Raw genomic sequence first — 19,877 nt, forward strand, 5'->3', positions numbered from 1 at the left:
AATGGTTGCATTCGACGCCACCGAAGCGCTGACGCCGTACCGCGAGGGACGCGGCTATGGCGCCATTCTGTTCGACCGCCAGCGACTGCGGCAAGCCGAGCCGGCGCTGTTCTCCGCCGCGCACTGGGCCGAGCGCGCGCGGCCGGTGGACGAGGGCGGCCGCGGCGGCGCCTGGTTCGTCGATGCCCCGTTCGGCGCCAGCGTGCTGCGCCAGTACCGGCGCGGCGGCCTGGTCGCCAAGCTCAGCCGCGATCGCTACTTCTGGTCCGGCGCCGACCGCACCCGCAGCTTCGCCGAGTTCCGGCTGATGCGCGCGCTGATCGCACGCAAGCTGCCGGTGCCGGTGCCGCTGGCGGCCTGCTACCTGCGCCAGGGGCTGCGCTACCGCGCGGCGATCCTGATGGAGCGGCTGGAGGGCGTGCGCTCGCTGGCCGATCGCGCCCACGTCGCCGGCCGCGGCGCGCCGTGGGAGGAGGCGGGGCGGCTGATCGCGCGCTTCCACCGCGCCGGGCTGGATCACGCCGACCTCAACGCGCACAACATCCTGTTCGACGGCAACGGCCGCGGCTGGATGATCGATTTCGACCGCGGCGTGCTGCGCATTCCGGCCACGCGCTGGCGCGAGCGCAACCTCAAGCGCCTGCACCGCTCGCTGCTGAAGCTGCGCGGCGAGCGCAGCGTCGACGAGGTCGACAAGGACTACGCGCGCCTGCGCCGCGCCTACGACCTGGCCTGGGACCGGGGCTACTGATGGCCTGGGCGCTGCGCTTCCAGGGCGTCGGCAACGCGTCGGCGGTGGAACTGGGCTCGCCGATGGCCACGATCGAGCACGACGGTGCGCCGTGGCTGAGCATCGACTGCGGCGGCGAGGGCCTGAGCGCCTACCAGGCGCACTACCGGGCGATGCCGCAGGCGCTGTTCGTGACCCATGTGCACCTGGACCACGTGGCCGGGTTCGAGCGGCTGTTCGTGGACGCGTATTTCTCGGCACGGCGCGGCAAGGTGCGGCTGTACGTGCCGGCGCCGGTGGTGCCGCTGCTGCACAAGCGGGTCGGCGACTACCCGAACGCGCTGGCCGAGGGCGGCGCCAACTTCTGGGACGCGTTCCAGCTGGTTCCGGTGGGCGAGGCATTCTGGCACGAGGGGGTGCGGCTGGAAGTGTTCCCGGTGCGCCACCACTGGCCGGAAACCGCCTACGGGCTGCGCCTGCCGGGCGCGCTGGTGTGGAGCGGCGATACCCGGCCGATCCCGGAAATGCTGAGCCGTTACGCCAACGACGGCGAACTGGTCGCGCACGACTGCGGCCTTCACGGCAATCCGTCGCATACTGGCGTGGACGACCTGGAACGGGAATATCCCGCCGAGCTGCGGCAACGCATGATGCTGTACCACTACGCCAGCGCCGAGGATGCCGAGGCCTTGCGCGCGCGCGGCCACCGCGTCGCGCGGCCGGGCGAGTGCGTGGCCCTGGACGCGCCGCGCGCGCCGCAGGTGCCGCAGGTGCCGGCGCCATGAACGCGCTGCTGCGCCCGCCGCTGCCGCCGCTGCCGGCCACGCCGCTGGATCGGCTGGGACGGCCGCTGCGCGACCTGCGCCTGTCGGTGATCGAGGCCTGCAACTTCCGCTGCGGCTACTGCATGCCGGCCGACAAGGTGCCCGACGACTACGGCTTCGACGCGGCCTCGCGGCTGTCCTTCGAGCAGCTCGAGACCCTGGTGCGCGCGTTCGTGCGCAACGGCGTCAGCAAGCTGCGCCTGACCGGCGGCGAGCCGCTGCTGCGCCGCGACCTGCCCGAGCTGGTGCGGCGGCTGGCGCGCATCCCGGGCCTGGACGACTTGGCCATGACCACCAACGGCTCGCTGCTGGCACGGCACGCGCAGGCCTTGCGCGAGGCCGGATTGCGCAGGGTCACGGTGAGCCTGGACGCGATCGACGCGGCGACCTTCCGGCATATGTCCGGCGGCCGCGGCGAGGTGGCGCAGGTGCTGGCCGGCATCGAGGCGGCGGTGGCGGCCGGCCTGGGGCCGGTCAAGATCAATTGCGTGGTCCAGCGCGGCATCAACGACGACCAGGTGCTGCCGCTGCTGGCGCACTTCCGCGGCAGCGGCCACGTGCTGCGCTTCATCGAGTACATGGACGTGGGCACCTGCAACGCGTGGCGCCGCGAACGCGTGGTGCCGTCGGCCGAACTGCGCGAGCGCATCGCCGCGCGCTGGCCGCTGCGCGCGCTGGATCCGCACTATGCCGGCGAAGTCGCCGCGCGCCATGCCTTCGTCGACGGCGGCGGCGAGATCGGTTTCGTCAGCTCGGTCAGCGCGCCATTCTGCGGCGATTGCCATCGCGCGCGCGTGTCGGCCGACGGCCAGCTCTACACCTGCCTGTTCGCCGCCGCCGGCACCGACCTGAAGCCGGCGCTGGGCGGCGGCGAGGACGCGCTGGCCACGCGCATGCGGGCGTTGTGGGGCCAGCGCGGCGACCGCTACAGCGAACTGCGCGGCGACGCGCGCGCGGCGCGCGGCAAGCACGTCGAGATGTTCCTGATCGGCGGATGAGCGGCATGGACGAATCGCTGAACGACCGCTTGTTCGCGCTGGAGCTGGAATTGCTGGAGCCGGCGACGCGCGCTTCGGTCGCGCGGGTATCGGCGCTGCTCGACGAGGCGTTCGTCGAGTTCGGCGCGTCCGGGTGCTGCATCGACAAGCCGGCGCTGCTGCAGGCATTGCCGGCCGAGGCCGGCGCGGTCCGCTATCGCGCGTTCGACTTGCAGGCATGCTGGCTGGCGCCGGACCTGGCGCAAGTGCGCTACCGCAGCGAGCGCCACGAAGGCGACGGCGTGCCGGTACGGCATGCGCTGCGCAGTTCGCTGTGGCGCTGCCGCGACGGCGAATGGCGCATGCTGTTCCACCAGGGCACGCCGATGTCCGGCAATGTCTGAGCATGGTGCCGTGGGAGCGGCAGCGCAGCCTATGAGCGAAGAACAGGCCAAATACGCCGTCGCGGCGAGCAGGACGCTGACCCATCTGGACCCGCAAGGTCTGCCAACGATGGTCGACGTCTCGGCCAAGGCAGTCACCGCGCGCGTCGCGGTGGCCGAGTCGCGGGTGCGCTTTCCCGCCGCGGTGGCCGCGCAATTGCGCGCCGACGCGCTGCGCAGCGCCAAGGGCGGCATCGTCGACACCGCGGTGATCGCCGGCACCATGGCGGTCAAGCGCACCCACGAACTGATCCCGTTTTGCCACCCGTTGCCGATCGACGGCTGCCGCTTCGCGATCGACTGGGCCTCGCCGCAGGTGCTGCGCATCGAATGCACGGTGCGCACCGTGCACCGCACCGGCGTGGAGATGGAGGCGCTGACCGGCGCCAGCATCGCCGCGCTGACCGTCTACGACATGTGCAAGGCGCTGACCCACGCGATGACCATCGGCCCGGTGCGGCTGCTCGGCAAACGCGGCGGCAAGCGCGACGTCGGGAGCGCGGCATGAGCGTGCAGGTGACCGTGCTGTATTTCGCCAGCCTGCGCGAGGCGGCCGGCAGCGAACGCGAGCAGGTGCGCACCGCGGCCGCCGACCTGCGCGCGCTGTACGCCGAACTCGACGCGCGGCACGGCCTGCGCTGGCCGCCGCAACGCCTGCGCGTGGCCGTGGACGGCGCCTTCGTGAGTTGGGACGAGGCGCCGCGCGACGGCAGCGAAGTGGTGTTCATTCCGCCGGTCTCGGGAGGCTGAACGATGTCCACGCCGCAGCGGTTCCATCTTGCCGACAGCGCCCTGGACATCGCCGCGTTGCGCGCGCCGCTGGCGCACGCGCAGGCCGGCGCCTATGCCAGTTTCGAGGGCTGGGTGCGCGACCACAACGACGGCCGCGCGGTCGACGGCCTGCGCTACGAAGCCTACGCGGCGCTGGCCGAGGCCGAAGGCTGGCGCATCACCGACGAAGCGCTGGCCCGCTTCGACATCCTCGACCTGCGCTGCGTGCACCGCGTCGGCGATCTGGCGATCGGCGACCTGGCGGTGTGGGTCGGCGTGGTCGCCGCGCACCGCGGCGCGGCGTTCGACGCGTGCCGCTACGTCATCGACGAGGTCAAGGCGAGGGTGCCGATCTGGAAGCACGAGCGCTACCGCGAGGGCGACGCCGGCTGGTTGCATCCGGAGGCGTAGGGCCGGCCCCGGATACAGGGGCCGTCTACAGGGGCGCACGATTTGTGTCGTCAATGACGTGACGTGACGACCGGCCAAGACTCGTCCGCGCCATGGGTGCATGGCTCGGCCGATGCGGCGCTTTGCGAAGATTAGGGTGGCGACCCCGCCAGCTGACCTCGGCGCCCGCGTCGATCGATACGCGCCGTGGGATGCTGCCGTTGCGGGGATGGTTGCGCCGTCGCCACGGCCGGTGCCAACGACTGGCCAGGATCGACGCTTGCGGCACTGCGCGGGACACAGCCGCAGCTTGCCAGAACCCATCCGGTCGAAGTGACCGCATTTACCTGGCGGATGTGTTTTCAGGAAAAGGTGGCGACCCCGCCGGCTGACCTCGGCGCCCGCGTCGATCGATACGCGCCGTGGGAATGTTGCCGTTGCGGTGATGGTTGCGCCGTCGCCACGGCCGGTGCCAATGACTGGCCAGGATCGACGCTTGCGGCATGGCGCGGGACACAGCCGCAGCTTGCCAGCACCATCCGGTCGAAGTGACCGCATTTTACCTGGCGGATGTGTTTTCAGAAAAGGGTGGCGACCCCGCCGGCTGACCTCGGCGCCCGCGTCGATCGATACGCGCTGTGGGAATGTTGCCGTTGCGGTGATGGTTGCGCCGTCGCCACGGCCGGTGCCAATGACTGGCCAGGATCGACGCTTGCGGCACTGCGCGGGACACAGCCGCAGCTTGCCAGAACCCATCCGGTCGAAGTGACCGCATTTACCTGGCGGATGTGTTTTCAGGAAAGGGTGGCGACCCCGCCGGCTGACCTCGGCGCCCGCGTCGATCGATACCGTTGCTGCCTTCCGGCCCTGGCGGAGTTTTCGACCTAGCGTCGCGAGGGGCCGACGGGGCCACCATAGAGACGAAACCGCGCCAATGGCGCGGTCTTTCCCTTTGAACGCTTTCGCCAGCGGCGAAGCAATTCTGCGAGGGAAGCGCAATTCGAATCTGGCGGAGAGAGGGGGATTCGAACCCCCGAAGCGCGGTTTAGACGCTTACACACTTTCCAGGCGTGCTCCTTCAACCACTCGGACACCTCTCCGGGCCTGCCGGCGCGACTAGCCGACGGCAGGGGCGGGATTCTAGCCGTCGCGGGCGCCGTTCACAAGGACGGCGCTTTGCGGAGGCGGGGGCGTGCTGCGGCGCAGGCCCGATTGCGGGAGACTGCCGGCCGGTCGTCGTCCGGACTTCGCGGCGACGGTCCGGTCCGGGCGCCGCCGCTGAACGATCGAACTGGCGCGGCGTGGCACAATGGCGGTTCAGATGAAGACGGTTGCCTGATGTCCTATCTCGTTCTCGCCCGCAAGTGGCGCCCCAAGCGTTTTGCCGAGCTGGTGGGGCAGGAGCACGTGGTCCGCGCGCTCACCAATGCGCTGGACAGCGGGCGCGTGCACCACGCGTTCCTGTTCACCGGCACCCGCGGCGTCGGCAAGACCACCATCGCGCGGATCTTCGCCAAGTCGCTGAACTGCGAGCAGGGCACCAGCGCCGATCCGTGCGGGCAGTGCCCGGCGTGCCTGGACATCGATGCCGGCCGCTATATCGACCTGCTGGAGATCGACGCCGCGTCCAATACCGGCGTGGACGACGTGCGCGAGGTGATCGAGAACGCGCAGTACATGCCCTCGCGCGGCAAGTTCAAGGTGTACCTGATCGACGAGGTGCACATGCTGTCCAAGGCGGCGTTCAACGCGCTGCTGAAGACGCTGGAGGAGCCGCCGGAGCACGTCAAGTTCCTGCTCGCCACCACCGACCCGCAGAAGCTGCCGGTGACGGTGCTGTCGCGCTGCCTGCAGTTCAACCTCAAGCGCCTGGACGAGGAGCAGATCCAGGGGCAGATGACCAGGATCCTGGCCGCCGAGCAGATCGAGGTCGATGCCTCGGCGATCGTGCAGCTGGCCAAGGCCGCCGACGGCAGCCTGCGCGACGGCCTGTCGCTGCTCGACCAGGCCATCGCCTACGCCGGCGGCGCGCTGCGCGACGACGTGGTACGGGCGATGCTGGGCACGGTCGACCGCACTCAGGTCGGGGCGATGCTCGAGGCACTGGCCGATGGCGACGGGCAGGGGCTGCTGCAGGTGGTCGCTGCGCTGGCCGAATTCTCGCCGGACTGGGGCGGGGTGCTGGAGGCGCTGGCCGAGGCGCTGCACCGGATCCAGGTGCGGCAGCTGGTGCCGGCCGCGGCGGTGGCGGGTCTGGACGGTCTCGATCCGGCGCCGTTCGCCGAGCGGCTGCGTCCGGAAATCGTGCAGCTGTGGTACCAGATGGCGCTGAACGGGCGCCGCGACCTGTACCTGGCGCCGAGCCCGCGCGCCGGATTCGAAATGGCGGTGCTGCGCATGCTGGCGTTCCGCCCGGCCGGCGCGGCGCCGTTGCCGGCCGCATCCGGGTCGGGTACGGCGACGGAAGGCCGTACGCCTGCGGCGCCGGTGGCCGCGGCACCGGCCGCCGCTTCGGCAAGCGTCGCTGCGCCGGCCGTCGCGGCGCCCGCTGCACCGATGATGGCGCCCGCGCCGACACCCGCCGCTGCCAGGCCGACGCCTGCGCCTGCGCCGCTCGCGACGGCCGCAGTGCTGGACCCGCCGTGGGATACCGCGGCACCGGCACCTGCGCCGGCCGCGCCGGCAGCGACCAACACCGCGCCGCCGACGCCTGTGCCTGTGGCCGAGCCGGAAATGGCGATGGTGCCGCCGCTGGCCTCGGCCACACGCTCGCCGCCGTCTGCAAGCGCGACGCCGCGCGTGCTGCACGCGGCCGAGGACTGGCTGGAGCTGGTCGCCGATTGCGGCCTGACCGGGCCGTCGCGGCAGCTGGCGGCCAACGCGGCCTTCGTCAGCCATGCCGAGGGCGTGCTGCGGCTGTCGCTGTCGGCGGGCTTCGAATACCTGCAGTCCGAACGGTCGCTCGGCGAACTGGCCACGGCGCTGGCCGATGCGCTGGGCAGCAGGCCGAAGATCGTGATCGAAAGCGGCATCGAAGTCGATGCCGAGACCCTGCACGAGCGCTCGCACCGGCAACGCGGCGAGCGCCAGAATGCGGCCGAGACCGCGTTCATGCGCGACCCGGCGGTGCAAGCGCTGATCCAGCAGCAAGGCGCGCGGGTCGTTCCCGATTCCATCCGCCCATACGAAGAGTAGAACGCATGCGTGGCAACATCGCCCAATTGATGCAACAGGCGCAGAAGATGCAGGAAAACCTGCAGCGCGCGCAGGAAGAACTGGCCCAGCTGGAAGTCACCGGCACGGCCGGCGGCGGCATGGTCAGCGTGACCCTGACCGGCGCCAAGGAATGCCGCAAGGTGCGGATCGATCCGAGCATCCTCTCCGACCAGGAGATGGCCGAGGATCTGATCGCCGCCGCCTTCAACGACGCCTCCAACAAGATCGATGCCGAGTCCAAGCAGCGCATGGGGTCGGCCACCGCCGGCATGCAGTTGCCGCCGGGCATGAAGCTGCCGTTCTGACATGCCCAACGGCAAGCCAGGCGATCATCCGCTCAGCGACCTGCGCTACGGGCGCGGCACCGGCTACGGCGAGGCGTTCGACGCGCTGGCGCTGGCATTGCTGGAGCGTCCGGGCGCGCACCACGAGGAAGTGGAGCACATCGTGAGCTATATGCCCGGGTTCGGGATGGTGTCGCGCGAAGAGATGGACGCTGCGGTCGCGCAGGCGCTGCACCGGTTGCGCACGCTGCGCGACGGCCTGGACGGCGCGCAACCCGAGACCGCGCAGGACGCATGAGTTCGCCGCTGCTCGACCAACTGATCGAGGCTTTCAGGATCCTGCCGGGCGTGGGCCAGAAGTCGGCGCAGCGCATGGCCTACCACGTGCTCGAACGCGAGCGCGAGGGCGGGCAGCGGTTGGCGCACGTGCTGGCCGAAGCGGTGGAGAAGGTCGGCCATTGCGCGCATTGCCGCGATTTCACCGAGGCCGAGATCTGTGCGATCTGCGCCAGCCCCAGCCGCGATCGCCAGCAGCTGTGCGCGGTGGAGTCGCCGGCCGACCGCCTGGCGATCGAGCACGCCACCGGCTACCGCGGGCTGTACTTCATCCTGCAGGGCCGGCTGTCGCCGCTGGACGGCGTCGGCCCGCGCGAGCTCGGCCTGGACAGTCTCGGCGCGCGCCTGGCGCAGGGCGAGATCGCCGAACTGATCATCGCCACCAATTCCACCGTCGAGGGCGAGGCCACCGCGCACTACCTGGCGCAGCTGGCGCGCCGACACGGGGTGCGCCCGAGCCGGCTGGCGCAGGGCCTGCCGCTGGGCGGGGAGCTGGAGTACGTGGACCGCGGCACGCTGTCGCATGCGTTCGGCAGCCGCAACGAGGTGCCGCAGGGCGGCGCAGGCGAATGACGGCCTGCGCTGCGCGGGCAGCGCCTGCGCGCTGCCGAATTCGGCTATAACGGCTGCCCCTTTCCATTATCCGCATCGGCCCATGGATACCATCTTCGGCAAGATCATCCGTCGCGAAATTCCCGCCAGCATCGTCTACGAGGACGATGCCGTGCTCGGCTTCAAGGACATCGCGCCGCAGGCGCCGGTGCACGTGCTGTTCATTCCCAAGCAGGTGGAGATTCCCACCCTCGACGACCTGGCGCCGGAGCAGGCCATGCTGGTCGGCAGGCTGGTGCTGGCCGCGGCCGCCTATGCGCGCGAACAGGGCCTGGCGCAGGACGGCTACCGGGTGGTGATGAACTGCCGCGAGCATGCCGGGCAGACCGTGTTCCACCTGCACCTGCACCTGCTGGCCGGGGCGCCGCTGGGCCGTTTCGGCACGCCCTGATCGCGGTGCCTAAGTCGCCGTCGCGGGCGATTCGCCGCGGCGCCACCGGCCAAACGAAAAACGCCGCTTTTCAGCGGCGTTTTCTTCTCCATCATGGCACAACGCGTGCCGGCAGCGGGCTTACCACCAGCCGCGGCCGCCCCAGCCCCAGCGCGGGCCCCACGGATCCCACGGACCCCACGGGCCGTACGGGTAGGCGGGCACCACCTCGACCTGGCGCACCACCGGCCACAGGTAGACCACGTCGGCGTCGATCTTCGGCAGGCGGTAGTCGTACTCGCCGATGCGGGTGCTCTCGTAGCCGGAGACGTGACCGATGAAGGTCACCTCGCGGCCGGGCTCGAACACCGCCGGGTCGTAGAAGCCGGAGCGGCAGGCGACGAAGCGGCCGTCGCTGGCGTCGGCCGAGTCGCTGTCCGGGCGGCCGCTGGCACTCAACGGCCGTCCCAGCATCTGGAAGCAGGTGGCGCCCTGGCCGGGCTTGGTCTGGATGATCTTGCCGCCCCAGCGCACCGCGGCGCCGACCTGCTGGCCGGTGACCGAATCGCGCGGGGTGACGGTGGCGAACTGGCCTTGCAGCGGCTTGGGCGCGGTCGCGCAGGCGCCCAGGGCGAGAACGGCCATGACGGGGAACAGCAGTCGGATCTTCATCGAGATGCTCCGGTATGCGGACGGTGCCTGCGCAGGTCGCGCAACAATGAAGCCCTGTCCGAATCAGCGCCAGCGTAGCGCGAATCAGCGAAACGTTGGCTGAGCGAAAGCAACGCGTTTGCCTCCATCACTTGGTGTACACGCGCCGCCCACAGCAGCGCCGGTTCGTGCGTCTCGCGGCCCAGGCCGAGCCGCGCGTAGCGCCGGCCCAGCCGCCGCCAGGCGCGCAGCAGCGGGTCGCGCTCGCGTTCGCCGCGGGCCAGCAACCAGGCCATCCAGCCCAGCAGCAGCGCGGCGAAGCCGGCGAACAGCGCGACCAGCTGCGCCGGCTCCAGCTTGGCGATGCCGAAGTTGCTCAGCAGCCGCTGCTGGCGGTTGGCGTCGAAGGACAGCACCAGGTCGTTCCAGCCGCGGCGCAGCCAGTCGCCGACGTCGCGCAGCTGCCAGTCGGCGCCGCCGCCCTGCGCGCCGGCGCCGCTGCCGAGGCGGTCCTCCAGGGTGTCGTAGATGCGCTCCGGGGCGACAGCGGCGGTCGGGTCCACGCGCACCCAGCCGCGCTGCGGCAGCCATACCTCGGCCCAGGCGTGGGCGTCCATGCGCCGCACCACCCAGTAGTCGCCGAACGGATTGCGGGTGCCGCCGGCATAGCCGGTGACCACCCGTGCGGGGATGCCGGCGCCGCGCATCAGCACCACGAAGGCGGAGCTGAAGTGCTGGCAGAAGCCGGCCTTCTGCTGGAACAGGAATTCGTCCACGCCGTCGCGGCCGGACAGCGGCGTCTCCAGGGTATAGGCGAAGTCGCGGCGGATCCACTGCAGCCCGCGCGCCACGATCGCCGCGTCGTCGGCGCCGGCCTGTTGCCGCCATTGCCGGGCCAGGGCCAGGGTGCGCGGGTTGTAGCCCGGCGGCAGCGCCAGCGCGCGCTGGCGCTGGGCCGGCGCCAGTGCGGCCTCGAAGCGCAGCGGCGGCGCCGAGCGCAGGCGCCAGCGGCTCAGCGCGCTGAGCGGGCGCTCGCTGATGAGCACGTAATCGGCGGAGGCGGCGGTGCCTTGCGGCGCCTGCAACGGCAGGTCCAGTGCGACCAGCTGGCGGCGGTCGGTCGGCTCGACCTCGATCTCGTAGTCCCAGACGGCGGTGCCGGGCTGCACCGCCGGCGCCGGCAGGAACGCGTTGCCGCGCGCCGCGCGCCAGGTGCCGCCATCGAAATCCCACAGCACCGGCCCACGCCAGTAGCGCTGCGCCGGCGGCGGCACGCGGCCGAAGAACTGCACGCGCAGCGCCGGGGTGTCGTCGGCCATCAGGTCCAGCCACTGCCCCGGGCTCATCGTGTCCGACAGGCCGGGCCGCGCCAGCGCGCGTTCCGGCACGCCCCACAGCGGCGAGCCCAGCCGCGGGAACAGCCAGAACGCGGCCAGCGCCAGCGGCAGGCCGAGCGCCAGCAAGCGGCCGACGCCGCGCAGCTGGCCGCGCAGCGGATGGCTGCCGCTGTGGCCCTCCTGGTCGGCCAGGCGCTGCATGCACAGCAGCGCGGCGATCACCGCGGCCAGCGCCAGCAGCATCGTCGCCGGGCCCTGGTCCAGCAGGAACGCGGCGAACGGCGCGAACAGGGCGAAGCCGAGCAGGCTGCGCGCGTCGCGCAGCGTCTTCAGCTCCGACGGCTTGATCGCCAGCATCGCCGCGAGCATCGCGCAGCCGGTATCGCGGCCGAAGCGCATGCCGACCTGCCAGTAGATCGCCGCCAGCATCGCCGCCACCAGCAGCAGGCGCAGCGCCGCCGGCAGCGGCCGCCACGCCGAGCTGGCGCCGATCAGCAGCGCGGCCACGGCGAACAGCAGCGCCAGCGCGTCGGGCAACTGCAGCAGCAGCGGCAGCAGCGACAGCAGGCCGGCCGCGAGCGCCCAGTGCCGGCTGCTGTCGCTCAGCGCGGGCGAGCGCGATTCAGCCATGCGGCAGCAACGCCAGTTCGCGCAGGCACAGGTGCCGGTGCTGCGGCCCGCGGCCCGGGCCCAGCGGCGGCTGCCCCGGCAGCAGCAGGCGATAGCGGCGGCCGTCGCGCTCGGCCTCGTTGACCCAACGCGCCAGTCGCGCGATGCGGCGTTCGTAGGGCAGCGCCGGCAGCGTGCGCCAGTCCAGCACCACGTCCACGCCGATCGGGCGTTCGTATTCGCGGACCAGCAGGGTGTCGCGGCGCGCCGAGTGCTTCCAGGAAATCGCGCGCGGCGCATCGCCGGCGCGGTACGGGCGCAACTGGTGCAGTTCCTCGCCCAGCGCGTGCAAGCGGGTCTGGGTCGGGGTGCCGTCGCCGCAGGGCAGCGGCGGCCCGTCGCTTTCCGGTTGCGGGTAGACCAGCAGCGGCGTGTCCGGCCAGAACCAGGCCCAGGCGCGCAGCAGGCCCAGCGGCTGGGTGGTGGAAATGCGGATGCGCTGCAGGTCGAGCCAGCCGCGGCGTTCGGTGGGCAGGTCCAGGTCGGCTTCGCTGCCGCCGTCGCCGTGCAGGTCCAGGTAGGTGTGGCGGCCGGCATGCGCCACGCGCAGGCCGCGCCGCTGGCGAGCGTCGTCGGCGGCCAGCGCCAGGCGCAACCGCAGCGGCGTGCCGGCCGCCACCGGCTCGGCCGACAGCGCGTCCAGGCGCAGCCCCGACAACTGCAGGTGGGCCATGATCGCGCTGGCGATGGCGGCCGCGCCCAGCAGCATCGCCAGCAGCAGGGCGGGGTTGTTGTTGTAGTTCAGCGCGCCGAGCAGCATCGCGCCGAGCAACAGCGCCAGGAAGCCGCCGAATGGGGTGGGCAGGATGTAGATCCGGCGCCGGTCCAGGCGCACCGGCAGCGTCTCGGGATCGCGCGGCCGCGCCAGCCGTGCCAGCGCCTGCCGCCACTCGCGCAGCCGTGCCCGCATCGGCCTCAGTCCACCGCCACGCTGTGCAGGATCGCCTTGGCCAGCGCTTGTCCGGAGGCCGATTCCTGTTCGGCCACCAGCCGGTGCTCGGCCACCGCCACGAACAGCGCCTGCACGTCCTCGGGCAGCGCATGCGCGCGGCCCAGCAGCAGCGCGTGCGCCTTGGCCGCGCGCAGCAGCGCGATGCCGGCGCGCGGCGACAGGCCCACGCGTACGCCTGGGTGCTGGCGGCTGCGCGCCAGCAGCGCCTGCACGTAGCCGACCAGCGCGTCGCTGGCGTGGATCTGCTCCACGCTGTGCCGCAGCGTGGCCATGTCGGCGTCGCTGAGTTGCGGCTGCGCCTGGGCGATCAGGTCGCGGCGGTCGCTGCCGCTGAGCAGCGCGCGTTCGGATTCGGCGCTGGGATAGCCCAGCGCCAGCCGCAGCAGGAACCGGTCCAGCTGCGAATCGGGCAGCGGGAAGGTGCCCGACAGGTCCACCGGGTTCTGCGTGGCGATGACGAAGAACGGCGCCGGCAGCGGGTGGGTGGTGCCGTCCAGCGTCACCTGCTGTTCGGCCATCGCTTCCAGCAGCGCGCTCTGCGTGCGCGGTGGCGCGCGGTTGATCTCGTCGGCCAGCAGCACGTGGGCGAACACCGGGCCGGGATGGAACTGGAACTGGCGCGACTGCGCGTCGTACACCGACACGCCGAGCACGTCGGCCGGCAGCAGGTCGGAAGTGAACTGCACGCGTTGGAAGCTCAGGCCCAGGCTCGCGGCCAGCGCGTGCGCCAGCGTGGTCTTGCCCAGCCCGGGCAGGTCCTCGATCAGCAGATGTCCCCCGGACAGCAGCGCGACAAAGGCCATGCGCACCTGTTGCGGCTTGCCCAGGACCAGCGCGTTGACCTGCTGCTGGGCCTGCGCGAGCGCCTCGCGCAGCGTATCGGTTAGCATTTCCGGCAAGCGGGGCGGAGTAGGCATCGCATTCTCGCAACGGGTTTAGGGGAGTCTAAAGGCAATGCAAGGCGAACAACGTGCACGCAGCACCTTCATGGTGCTGTGGACGCTGGTCACCGCGGCCAAGCTGCTGGCGGCCGCGCGCCTGCCGTTGTTCGTCGACGAGGCGTTCTATTGGCAGGAAGGCCAGCACCTGGCCGCCGCCTATTCGGACCTGCCCGGGCTGACCGCCTGGCTGGCGCGGCTGGGCGTCGCGCTCGGTGGCGACCACCTGCTGGCGCTGCGCGCGCCGTTCCTGCTGTTGTCGGCGTTGATGCCGTGGCTGATCGCGCGGATCGCCACGCGCTGGTTCGGCGCGGTGGCCGGTTGGCGCGCCGGCAGCCTGACCTTGCTGATGCCGCTGTCGGGCACGCTCGGCATCCTCGCCCTGCCGGACGTGCCGATGGCGCTGGCGACGATCCTGTGCATGGACGCCAGCGCACGGCTGCTGCGCCAGATCGATGCGATGAGCGCGGTGGAACTGGCGCTGGGCCTGACCCTGGGCGCGCTGAGCCACTACCGCTTCGCCGGGGTGATCGGGGTGGGCGCGATCGCGCTGCTGATGATCCCGCAGGGCCGGCGCATGCTGCGCGATCCGCAGGTGTGGGTGGCGCTGGCGATGGGCATCGTTGCCTGGCTGCCGTTGCTGGCCTGGAATGCCGACAACGGCGAAGCCGGGGTCAAGTTCCAGCTGATCGATCGGCATCCGTGGAGCTTCCAGCCCGTCGGCATCGCCTTCGTGCTGATCCAGGGGCTGCTGGTCACGCCGCTGCTGGCGGTGGCGATGTGGAAGGTGGCGCTGGTGGCCACGCGCGGCGGCGGCAGTGGCGGGGCGCGCGTGCAGTGGCGCTACTTCGGCCTACTCGGCGGGGTGTCCACGCTGGGCATCTTCCTGTTCGGTTTCTTCACCGACGCCGAGCGCATCAGTTTCCATTGGCCGCTGCCGGGCTACCTGGCGCTGCTGATCGCCGCGCCGGTGATCCTCAGCGGTTGGCCGAAGCGGTTGCGCCGCGCGACCTGGCTGCTGACCGGGATCGGCCTGGTCGGCGCGTTCGGCTACTACCTCGCCGTGTCGGTGCCGTCGGTGCGCGAACATGCCGCCGGCGACAAGTACTACCCGCGCAACTTCGCCGGCTGGCAACCGCTGGCCTCGGCGGTGCGCCGCGAACTGGCGGCGATGCCGCCCGGCACGCAGGTGCTGGCCGACAATTTCAAGGTCGGCGCCGAACTCGGTTTCGAACTGGGCGATGCCGACATCCAGGTACTGCCGCATCCGTTGAACGACAAGCACGGGCGCAGCGCGCAGCTGCGCCAGTGGGGGCTGCTCAGCGACGGCCGGCGCGATGGGCCGCGGCTGCTGGTGCTGTCGCCCAGCGACATGAAATACCGGCTGCTGCTGCAGCGCTATCACGCGGTCTGCGCGCTGGTCGGCCCGCTGCCGCCGCCGAAGGTGGTGTCCAGCGATCACGGCAGCCAGCGCTTCCTGCTGTTCGCGCTGCCGGCGCAGCGCCTGCCGGGGCCGTGCACCACGCCGGCGATGGCCTGGTTCAACGCGCCAGTCGTGGGCGACAAGGTGGCGCGCCACTTCGAAGTCTCCGGCTGGGCGTTCAAGGACGGCGTGGGCATCGCCCGCGTCGAGGTGCTGCTCGACGGCAAGGTCGCCGCGCAGGCGCGGTATGGCGAGGCCTACGACGTCACCGCGTTCTGGAAGATCTCCACCGATCCGGGCCATCCGCAGGTCGGCTTCCGCGCCGAACTCGATGCCAGCGGCCTGGCGCCGGGCACGCATTGGCTCGGCCTGCGCCTGCACGGCCGCGATGGCAGCGTCGAGGATTGGTGGGAGCAGCCGATCGAACTGCGCCGCCGCTGAGATAGCATGGCGCGCCTTTCCATGCCCGCCGCGCAGGACCGCACGCCGCCCATGCCCAGTTCTTCCTCCGCCCACGACGCGGCCCCGCCGCGGATCGCGGTGCTGGTTCCCTGCCACAACGAAGCGGCCACGATCGGCCGGGTGGTCGCCGACTTCGCCGCCCAGTTGCCGGCGGCGAGCATCCACGTGTTCGACAACAACTCCAGCGACGCCACCATCGAGCGCGCCCGCGCGGCCGGGGCGCAGGTGCGGCAGGTCGCGCTGCAGGGCAAGGGCAATGTGGTGCGGCGCCTGTTCGCCGACGTCGAGGCCGACGTGTACGTGCTGGTCGACGGCGATGCGACCTACGACGCGGCGATGGCGCCGGCGCTGATCGCGCGCCTGCTGCGCGACGGGCTGGACATGGTGGTCGGCGCGCGGCGCAGCGACGAGGCCGCCGCCTATCGCGCCGGACACCGCTTCGGCAACGTGCTGTTGACCCGCTGCGTGGGCTTCCTGTTCGGGCGCAGCTTCGACGACATGCTGTCCGGCTACCGGGTGTTCTCGCGCCGCTACGTGAAGTCGTTTCCCGCGCATGCGGCCGGCTTCGAGACCGAGACCGAACTGGCGGTGCATGCGCTGCAGTTGCGCATGCCGGTGGCGGAGGTGGACACCGCCTACGGCGCGCGGCCGCAGGGTTCGCAAAGCAAGTTGCGCACCTGGCACGACGGCACCCGCATCCTGCTGACCATCCTGCGCCTGTTCAAGGCCGAACGGCCGTTGCTGTTCTTCTCGCTGGGCTTCGGCGCCTGCGTGCTGCTGGCGCTGGGCCTTGCGGTGCCGCTGGTGCTCACCTACCTGCACACCGGCCTGGTGCCGCGCTTCCCGACCGCGATCCTGTGCTCGGCGCTGGTGCTGCTCGGCGTCCTGCTGCTGGCCTGCGGGCTGATCCTGGACACGGTCACGCGCGGCCGGGTCGAGGCTAAGCGCCTGGCCTATCTGGCGATCCCGGCGTTGCCGTTGCCGTCGGCGCACGCCGCGGCGCCGCTTGCCGACAACGCATGAGCGCGGCCATCGCCACGCCGCGGCGCCCGAACCGCCGCCAGCGCCTGCTGCGCGCGCTGGATCGCCGCTTCGCCTTCCACCGCCGTGGCAACGTGATCGCCGCCGGCATCGCGGTCGCGCTGCTCGGCGGCCTGCTGTCGCTGCTGCTGGGCCAGGACGCCAACTGGGACCTGCGCAACTACCATCTGTACAACGGCTATGCCGCGCTGCACGGCCGCCTCGGCGTGGACCTGGCGCCGGCGCAGCTGCAGAGCTACTTCAATCCGCTGCTGGACGTGCTGCACTACGCGTTGCTGACCGGCCTGCCCGCACCGCTGGCCGGGTTCGCGATGGGCGCGCTGCACGCGCTGGCGTTCCTGCTGCTGGCCGGCATCGTCTGGCAGGTGCTGGATCCGCGCCTGGACCGCGCGCGGCTGGCGCCGTGGCTGGCCCTGGCCGGCATGTGCAGCGCCGCCTTCCTGTCCGAATTCGCTGGCACCATGGCCGACAACACCAGTGCGCTGCCGGTGCTGGGCGCACTGCTGGCGGCACTGCACGCGCAGCGCCGGCAGCAGGCGGCCGGACAGGGCGTGGCGATCGCGTGGTGGGCGCTGGCCGGTGCGCTGCTGGGCCTGGCGCTGGCCTGCAAGCTGACCAATGCGCTGTTCGCGCTGGCGTTGGGGATTGCAGCGCTGGTCGCTGGCGGTCGCGCGCGGCAGCGCCTGGGCGGGGCCGCGGTGCTGACCGTGGTCGCCATGGCCAGCTTCGCGGTGCTGGCCGGGCCATGGCTGCTGAGCGTGTGGAAGACCTTCGGCAATCCGCTGTTCCCGCAATTCAACAGCCATTTCCTGGCGCCGCTGGCGCAGCCGGTCGCGCTCAGCGATACACGCTGGCTGCCGAAGGGCTGGCTGCAGTGGCTGAGCTGGCCGCTGCTGTTCTCGGCCGAGCCGAACCGGGTCAGCGAAGTCGCCCTGCGGCAGATCGTGTGGCCGCTGCTGTACCTGCTCGGCCTGGCCGCGCTGCTGCTGTTCGCGCTGCGCCGGCCGCGTCGGGCCGTGGTCGATGGCGCGGCCGCCAGCGACGTGGTCGCGCCGGCGTGGCGCGCGCTGCTGGTGTTCGTCGTGGTCGCGTTCCTGGCCTGGCAGTCGGTGTTCAGCATCCAGCGCTACCTGGTGGTGCCGGAGTTGCTGGCGCCGCTGGTGCTGTGGGTCGGGCTGCGGCGGGTGCTGCCGTCACGCATCGCGGCGCCGGCGGCGCGCTGGACGCTGATCGCCTGCGCGCTGGTCGCGCTGCAGGGCTGCGGCGACTGGGGCCACGAGCGCTGGGCGCGCGCCGCGTTCCGGGTGCAGGCGCCGCCCCTGCCGCAGCCGGCGCGCAGCCTGGTGCTGCTGGTCGGCGACGCACCGCAGTCATGGCGCATCCCGTTCCTGCCGGCGCAGGCGGCGTATGCGTCGGTGGCGTCCAATTTCCCCGAGTCGCCGGCCTATGCCGAGCGCGTGCAGGCATTGCTGGCCGAACGCGGCCAGGCCTATGCGCTGCTGCCGGCGACGGTGGACCGCAATGCCGAACGCTTGCTGCGGCTCAATGCGCTGGCCGCGCGCCTGGGCCTGGACCAGGGGCCGGACTGCCGGCTGATGCGGCGGCTGGCGCGCAAGCCGGTACGCGCGGCGCTGGTCGAGCGCGCTGGTCGCTGCCGGTGGGCCATGCTGCCGGAACGGGCCATCGACATCGCCGCCGGCGACCGCCAGGCGCTGGCGCTGGCCGACCAGCAGTTGGCGCGCTACGGCCTGGCGCTGCAGCCGGGGACCTGCGCGGTGTACGCGTCGTGGGTCGGGCAGGCGCGCTTCCCGTACCAGTGGTGCCGGGTCGGCCGGCGCTGACCGGCGCTGACCGGCTCAGGGCAGCACGTAGCCGGCTTCGCGCAGCAGCCCGGCCAGCGCGATCAGCGGCAGCCCGACCAGCGCGGTCGGGTCCTGGCTGTGGATCGCGCTGAACAGGCTGATGCCCAGGCCTTCGCACTTGAAGCTGCCGGCGCAGTCCAGCGGCTGCTCGGCGGCGACGTAGCGGGCGATCTCCTCGGCCTGCAGGTCGCGGAAGCACACCTCGGTCAGGTCGCAGGCGCGCAGTGCGCGCTCGCCGCGCAGCAGGCACACCGCGGTGTGGAAGCGCACGCTGCGCCCGGACATCGCCGCCAACTGCGCGTGCGCGGCGGCGGCATGGCCGGGCTTGCCCAGCGGCTGGCCGTCGAGTTCGGCGACCTGATCCGAGCCGATTACCCAGGCCTCCGGCGCGCCGGCCGCGACCGCCGCGGCCTTGGCCAGGGCCAGGCGCTGCGCCAGCGCCAGCGGCGCTTCGCCGGGCAGCGGGGTTTCCTCGACCTGCGGGCGGACGCTGTCGAAGGGCAGGCGCAGGCGCTGCAGCAGCTCGCGGCGATAGACGGAGGTGGAGGCCAGGATCAGGCGCGGCATCGGCGGTCGGGCAGGGCGGCGGGGTGCCGGGGCCGGCAGTCTGCGGCGGCATGCCCAGCCGGGCAAGCGGGCCGCCGGGCGGTCAGAATGACGAGCGTGGCAGGCCAGCAGCGACAGGTTTGACAGCGCCCCCGCCAGTCCTTAACATTCTGCGGCTTATGTCCGCGAACGTGCCCGAACTGTTGGATGCCTGGCGGATGGTCGCAGCGCGCAGGGTCTTCGAAGACCGCCTGCCGCTCTCGGCGATGACCCGTCTGCAAGGCAGCCTGGCCGATACCGAAGGCGAATGCCGCTACACGCTGGAATTCGGCCGCGACGCTGTACTGCAAGTGTCCTACGTCGAACTGACGCTCGAAACCGCGCTGCCGCTGATCTGTCAGCGCAGCCTGCAGCGCTTCCTGCTGCCGGTGTCGAGCGTGCAGCGGCTGGGACTGATCCGCAGCGAGGCCGAGGAGGCCGCGCTGCCGCCGGATTACGAGGCCTTGCTGGTGCCGGACGACGGCATGCTGCGGCCCGCCGATCTGGTCGAGGACGAGTTGGTGCTGGCGGTCCCGTTGGTGCCGGTGGCGCCCGGAAGCGAGGCGGTCGAACAGGACTGGCCGGCGACCGAGGAAGAGGTGAGCAAGGCCAACCCGTTCGCGGCGTTGGCGGCGCTGAAGAAACAGTAGCGGTCGGCCCGCCGGCCCGCTGCCTGAGGTTGTTGCCGGACGCGCGCGTCCTGCGCGACGTAATGACGACAGATGTAAACGAACCGAGTTTGGAGCAATCCCATGGCTGTGCAGAAATCCCGTGTCACCCCGTCCCGCCGCGGCCAGCGCCGTTCGCACGACGCCCTCAGCGCCAAGCAGCTGTCGACCGATCCGACCAGCGGCGAGATCCACCTGCGCCATCACATCACCGCCGACGGCTACTACCGCGGCAAGAAGGTGATCGTGACCAAGACCTCGCAGGTCGAAGAAGATTGATCCGTGCCCGTCCATCGCACCGCGGCGGACGGAGTCACCCATCTTCACAGGCCGCGC

22 protein-coding genes, 1 tRNA gene and 1 other RNA gene are annotated in these 19,877 nt (G+C 71.7%); 17 read left to right on the plus strand and 7 right to left on the minus strand.

Annotation, left to right across the window (positions count from 1 at the left end; genetic code table 11):
- The first annotated feature begins 1 nt into the window (after nucleotide 1).
- The 7 genes from NUG20_RS05965 to NUG20_RS05995 are packed head-to-tail and all read left to right on the plus strand — an operon-like array spanning nucleotide 2 to nucleotide 4,156.
- Entirely contained in the window at nucleotides 2–751 is a 750-nt protein-coding gene (locus NUG20_RS05965) for a 3-deoxy-D-manno-octulosonic acid kinase (protein WP_263397474.1), read from the plus strand.
- Nucleotides 751–1,515, plus strand: coding sequence for an MBL fold metallo-hydrolase (locus NUG20_RS05970; RefSeq protein WP_263397475.1), 765 nt, complete (start codon nucleotides 751–753; stop codon nucleotides 1,513–1,515). Before NUG20_RS05965 ends, NUG20_RS05970 begins: the two co-directional genes overlap by 1 nt.
- Nucleotides 1,512–2,552, plus strand: a complete 1,041-nt coding sequence (moaA, locus tag NUG20_RS05975; protein ID WP_263397476.1) for a GTP 3',8-cyclase MoaA — start codon at nucleotides 1,512–1,514, stop codon at nucleotides 2,550–2,552. The genes NUG20_RS05970 and moaA overlap by 4 nt, the downstream gene beginning before the upstream one ends.
- Nucleotides 2,553–2,557: 5 nt before the next feature.
- Nucleotides 2,558–2,935, plus strand: coding sequence for a nuclear transport factor 2 family protein (locus tag NUG20_RS05980; RefSeq protein WP_263397477.1), 378 nt, complete (start codon nucleotides 2,558–2,560; stop codon nucleotides 2,933–2,935).
- A 31-nt stretch (nucleotides 2,936–2,966) separates the two neighbouring features.
- Nucleotides 2,967–3,482 (plus strand): cyclic pyranopterin monophosphate synthase MoaC, encoded by a 516-nt coding sequence (gene moaC, locus NUG20_RS05985; RefSeq protein ID WP_263397478.1) that lies wholly within the window; start codon nucleotides 2,967–2,969, stop codon nucleotides 3,480–3,482.
- Nucleotides 3,479–3,724 (plus strand): MoaD/ThiS family protein, encoded by a 246-nt coding sequence (locus NUG20_RS05990; protein ID WP_263397479.1) that lies wholly within the window; start codon nucleotides 3,479–3,481, stop codon nucleotides 3,722–3,724. The genes moaC and NUG20_RS05990 overlap by 4 nt, the downstream gene beginning before the upstream one ends.
- 3 nt (nucleotides 3,725–3,727) lie before the next feature.
- Nucleotides 3,728–4,156, plus strand: coding sequence for a molybdenum cofactor biosynthesis protein MoaE (locus NUG20_RS05995; RefSeq protein ID WP_263397480.1), 429 nt, complete (start codon nucleotides 3,728–3,730; stop codon nucleotides 4,154–4,156).
- A 789-nt stretch (nucleotides 4,157–4,945) separates the two neighbouring features.
- Here the strand turns inward: NUG20_RS05995 and ffs are convergent.
- Both ffs and NUG20_RS06005 read right to left on the minus strand, forming a co-directional pair.
- Nucleotides 4,946–5,042, minus strand: an RNA gene (gene ffs / locus NUG20_RS06000) — signal recognition particle sRNA small type.
- Between the two features lie 100 nt (nucleotides 5,043–5,142).
- Nucleotides 5,143–5,235, minus strand: a tRNA-Ser gene (locus tag NUG20_RS06005).
- A gap of 238 nt (nucleotides 5,236–5,473) precedes the next feature.
- On the opposite strand from NUG20_RS06005, the gene dnaX reads away from it, so the two are divergent.
- The 5 genes from dnaX (at nucleotide 5,474) to NUG20_RS06030 (ending at nucleotide 8,974) form a co-directional block, all read left to right on the plus strand.
- A complete protein-coding gene (gene dnaX / locus NUG20_RS06010) occupies nucleotides 5,474–7,330 on the plus strand; it encodes a DNA polymerase III subunit gamma/tau (RefSeq protein ID WP_263397481.1) in 1,857 nt (618 codons plus the stop codon).
- A 5-nt stretch (nucleotides 7,331–7,335) separates the two neighbouring features.
- Complete coding sequence (locus tag NUG20_RS06015; RefSeq protein WP_263110614.1) at nucleotides 7,336–7,656, plus strand: YbaB/EbfC family nucleoid-associated protein; 321 nt, start codon at nucleotides 7,336–7,338, stop codon at nucleotides 7,654–7,656.
- Nucleotide 7,657: 1 nt separating this feature from the next.
- Entirely contained in the window at nucleotides 7,658–7,933 is a 276-nt protein-coding gene (locus NUG20_RS06020) for a hypothetical protein (RefSeq protein ID WP_263397482.1), read from the plus strand.
- Nucleotides 7,930–8,544: a recombination mediator RecR gene (gene recR / locus NUG20_RS06025; protein ID WP_263397483.1), complete on the plus strand. Its 615-nt coding sequence runs from the start codon at nucleotides 7,930–7,932 to the stop codon at nucleotides 8,542–8,544. Before NUG20_RS06020 ends, recR begins: the two co-directional genes overlap by 4 nt.
- A gap of 82 nt (nucleotides 8,545–8,626) precedes the next feature.
- Nucleotides 8,627–8,974, plus strand: coding sequence for a histidine triad nucleotide-binding protein (locus NUG20_RS06030; RefSeq protein WP_263397484.1), 348 nt, complete (start codon nucleotides 8,627–8,629; stop codon nucleotides 8,972–8,974).
- A gap of 120 nt (nucleotides 8,975–9,094) precedes the next feature.
- Here the strand turns inward: NUG20_RS06030 and NUG20_RS06035 are convergent, their stop codons facing one another.
- The 4 genes from NUG20_RS06035 to NUG20_RS06050 are packed head-to-tail and all read right to left on the minus strand — an operon-like array spanning nucleotide 9,095 to nucleotide 13,479.
- Complete coding sequence (locus NUG20_RS06035; RefSeq protein WP_263397485.1) at nucleotides 9,095–9,625, minus strand: Slp family lipoprotein; 531 nt, start codon at nucleotides 9,623–9,625, stop codon at nucleotides 9,095–9,097.
- Nucleotides 9,622–11,571 carry a transglutaminase TgpA family protein gene (locus NUG20_RS06040; protein WP_263397486.1) on the minus strand — a complete coding sequence of 650 codons (1,950 nt, stop codon included), beginning with the start codon at nucleotides 11,569–11,571 and terminating at the stop codon, nucleotides 9,622–9,624. Before NUG20_RS06040 ends, NUG20_RS06035 begins: the two co-directional genes overlap by 4 nt.
- A complete protein-coding gene (locus NUG20_RS06045) occupies nucleotides 11,564–12,520 on the minus strand; it encodes a DUF58 domain-containing protein (protein ID WP_263397487.1) in 957 nt (318 codons plus the stop codon). Before NUG20_RS06045 ends, NUG20_RS06040 begins: the two co-directional genes overlap by 8 nt.
- A 5-nt stretch (nucleotides 12,521–12,525) precedes the next feature.
- Nucleotides 12,526–13,479: an AAA family ATPase gene (locus tag NUG20_RS06050; RefSeq protein ID WP_263397488.1), complete on the minus strand. Its 954-nt coding sequence runs from the start codon at nucleotides 13,477–13,479 to the stop codon at nucleotides 12,526–12,528.
- A gap of 37 nt (nucleotides 13,480–13,516) precedes the next feature.
- Here NUG20_RS06050 and NUG20_RS06055 point away from each other — a divergent pair, with 37 nt between their 5' ends.
- From NUG20_RS06055 to NUG20_RS06065, 3 genes are read left to right on the plus strand one after another with little or no spacing between them, the layout of a single operon-like run.
- Entirely contained in the window at nucleotides 13,517–15,364 is a 1,848-nt protein-coding gene (locus NUG20_RS06055) for a glycosyltransferase family 39 protein (RefSeq protein ID WP_263397489.1), read from the plus strand.
- Between the two features lie 51 nt (nucleotides 15,365–15,415).
- Nucleotides 15,416–16,408 carry a glycosyltransferase family 2 protein gene (locus tag NUG20_RS06060; RefSeq protein WP_263397490.1) on the plus strand — a complete coding sequence of 331 codons (993 nt, stop codon included), beginning with the start codon at nucleotides 15,416–15,418 and terminating at the stop codon, nucleotides 16,406–16,408.
- On the plus strand, nucleotides 16,405–18,267 hold the full coding sequence (locus NUG20_RS06065; protein WP_263397491.1) for a glycosyltransferase 87 family protein: 1,863 nt from the start codon (nucleotides 16,405–16,407) through the stop codon (nucleotides 18,265–18,267). The genes NUG20_RS06060 and NUG20_RS06065 overlap by 4 nt, the downstream gene beginning before the upstream one ends.
- A 15-nt stretch (nucleotides 18,268–18,282) precedes the next feature.
- On the opposite strand, the gene NUG20_RS06070 is transcribed toward NUG20_RS06065, so the two are convergent.
- Entirely contained in the window at nucleotides 18,283–18,855 is a 573-nt protein-coding gene (locus NUG20_RS06070; RefSeq protein ID WP_263397492.1) for a Maf family nucleotide pyrophosphatase, read from the minus strand.
- Nucleotides 18,856–19,013: 158 nt separating this feature from the next.
- On the opposite strand from NUG20_RS06070, the gene NUG20_RS06075 reads away from it, so the two are divergent.
- On the plus strand, nucleotides 19,014–19,523 hold the full coding sequence (locus NUG20_RS06075; protein WP_145701821.1) for a YceD family protein: 510 nt from the start codon (nucleotides 19,014–19,016) through the stop codon (nucleotides 19,521–19,523).
- Nucleotides 19,524–19,625: 102 nt separating this feature from the next.
- Nucleotides 19,626–19,820, plus strand: coding sequence for a 50S ribosomal protein L32 (rpmF, locus tag NUG20_RS06080; protein ID WP_003468798.1), 195 nt, complete (start codon nucleotides 19,626–19,628; stop codon nucleotides 19,818–19,820).
- The last annotated feature ends 57 nt before the right edge of the window (nucleotides 19,821–19,877 follow it).

Origin of the sequence: Xanthomonas sp. CFBP 8443 (genome assembly GCF_025666195.1) — a bacterium.
Taxonomy (GTDB): Bacteria; Pseudomonadota; Gammaproteobacteria; order Xanthomonadales; family Xanthomonadaceae; genus Xanthomonas_A.

What these genes read in the sequence shown, in the direction of transcription:
- NUG20_RS05965 (WP_263397474.1), top strand. Translation starts at nt 2, where the DNA reads ATGGTTGCATTCGACGCCACCGAAGCGCTGACGCCGTACCGCGAGGGA.
- moaA (WP_263397476.1), top strand. Translation starts at nt 1,512, where the DNA reads ATGAACGCGCTGCTGCGCCCGCCGCTGCCGCCGCTGCCGGCCACGCCG.
- NUG20_RS05980 (WP_263397477.1), top strand. Translation starts at nt 2,558, where the DNA reads ATGGACGAATCGCTGAACGACCGCTTGTTCGCGCTGGAGCTGGAATTG.
- NUG20_RS06065 (WP_263397491.1), top strand. Translation starts at nt 16,405, where the DNA reads ATGAGCGCGGCCATCGCCACGCCGCGGCGCCCGAACCGCCGCCAGCGC.
- NUG20_RS06015 (WP_263110614.1), top strand. Translation starts at nt 7,336, where the DNA reads ATGCGTGGCAACATCGCCCAATTGATGCAACAGGCGCAGAAGATGCAG.
- NUG20_RS06040 (WP_263397486.1), bottom strand. Translation starts at nt 11,571, where the DNA reads ATGGCTGAATCGCGCTCGCCCGCGCTGAGCGACAGCAGCCGGCACTGG.
- NUG20_RS05990 (WP_263397479.1), top strand. Translation starts at nt 3,479, where the DNA reads ATGAGCGTGCAGGTGACCGTGCTGTATTTCGCCAGCCTGCGCGAGGCG.
- NUG20_RS06045 (WP_263397487.1), bottom strand. Translation starts at nt 12,520, where the DNA reads ATGCGGGCACGGCTGCGCGAGTGGCGGCAGGCGCTGGCACGGCTGGCG.
- NUG20_RS05995 (WP_263397480.1), top strand. Translation starts at nt 3,728, where the DNA reads ATGTCCACGCCGCAGCGGTTCCATCTTGCCGACAGCGCCCTGGACATC.
- dnaX (WP_263397481.1), top strand. Translation starts at nt 5,474, where the DNA reads ATGTCCTATCTCGTTCTCGCCCGCAAGTGGCGCCCCAAGCGTTTTGCC.
- NUG20_RS06035 (WP_263397485.1), bottom strand. Translation starts at nt 9,625, where the DNA reads ATGAAGATCCGACTGCTGTTCCCCGTCATGGCCGTTCTCGCCCTGGGC.
- moaC (WP_263397478.1), top strand. Translation starts at nt 2,967, where the DNA reads ATGAGCGAAGAACAGGCCAAATACGCCGTCGCGGCGAGCAGGACGCTG.
- NUG20_RS05970 (WP_263397475.1), top strand. Translation starts at nt 751, where the DNA reads ATGGCCTGGGCGCTGCGCTTCCAGGGCGTCGGCAACGCGTCGGCGGTG.
- NUG20_RS06020 (WP_263397482.1), top strand. Translation starts at nt 7,658, where the DNA reads ATGCCCAACGGCAAGCCAGGCGATCATCCGCTCAGCGACCTGCGCTAC.
- recR (WP_263397483.1), top strand. Translation starts at nt 7,930, where the DNA reads ATGAGTTCGCCGCTGCTCGACCAACTGATCGAGGCTTTCAGGATCCTG.
- NUG20_RS06070 (WP_263397492.1), bottom strand. Translation starts at nt 18,855, where the DNA reads ATGCCGCGCCTGATCCTGGCCTCCACCTCCGTCTATCGCCGCGAGCTG.
- NUG20_RS06030 (WP_263397484.1), top strand. Translation starts at nt 8,627, where the DNA reads ATGGATACCATCTTCGGCAAGATCATCCGTCGCGAAATTCCCGCCAGC.
- NUG20_RS06055 (WP_263397489.1), top strand. Translation starts at nt 13,517, where the DNA reads ATGCAAGGCGAACAACGTGCACGCAGCACCTTCATGGTGCTGTGGACG.
- NUG20_RS06060 (WP_263397490.1), top strand. Translation starts at nt 15,416, where the DNA reads ATGCCCAGTTCTTCCTCCGCCCACGACGCGGCCCCGCCGCGGATCGCG.
- rpmF (WP_003468798.1), top strand. Translation starts at nt 19,626, where the DNA reads ATGGCTGTGCAGAAATCCCGTGTCACCCCGTCCCGCCGCGGCCAGCGC.
- NUG20_RS06050 (WP_263397488.1), bottom strand. Translation starts at nt 13,479, where the DNA reads ATGCCTACTCCGCCCCGCTTGCCGGAAATGCTAACCGATACGCTGCGC.
- NUG20_RS06075 (WP_145701821.1), top strand. Translation starts at nt 19,014, where the DNA reads ATGTCCGCGAACGTGCCCGAACTGTTGGATGCCTGGCGGATGGTCGCA.